The sequence below is a fragment of the Haloferax sp. Atlit-6N genome (assembly GCF_003383195.1).
GTDB lineage: Archaea > Halobacteriota > Halobacteria > Halobacteriales > Haloferacaceae > Haloferax > Haloferax gibbonsii.
This window is the reverse complement of sequence record NZ_QEQJ01000257.1, coordinates 1-485: the sequence shown is the minus strand read 5'-3', so window position 1 is coordinate 485 and position 485 is coordinate 1. Positions and strand designations below refer to the sequence as shown.

1 protein-coding gene is annotated in these 485 nt (G+C 59.0%); it reads right to left on the bottom strand.

Annotated elements, in window-relative coordinates:
• Positions 1-485: choice-of-anchor D domain-containing protein (locus tag DEQ92_RS23345; RefSeq protein ID WP_147299585.1), on the bottom strand; the 485-nt coding region annotated here is incomplete at both ends.

Sequence of the window (485 nt, the reverse complement as noted above, 5' to 3'; positions counted from 1 at the left end):
TCCGACGGCTCGAACGTCACGGTGACTTCTCGAGTCGTCTTTGCGGGAATCGTCACACTGGAGCGATCCAGCGAGAACTCATCGGGATTCGCACCAGCGAGTGCGAGACTGTTGACGTTGAGCTCTGCGTTTCCAGTGTTCCGGATCCGAAGTGTAGCGGTGTCAGTCTCTCCGATCCGCGTTTGATCGAAGGTGAGGCTTCCACGCTGGATCTGGATGTCTGGTTCAACGCCCGTCGCACCCAGCGTAGCTGTCAGCGTGCCCTGCTGTGCTGTCTCGACGACGAGTTGGGCAGAGACACTGCCAGTGACACTCGGTGAGGTCGTGACAGTGAAGCTCTCAGTCGTCTCGCCCGGAACCGTTCCGGTAGTAAGACCCGATACTGAGAATGCTGCTGGGTCAGCACCAGTGACCGAGACACTGGTGATGTCGAGTCCGGCAGCACCGGCGTTCTCGAGGGTAACTGTCGTCTCACTCGAGTTACC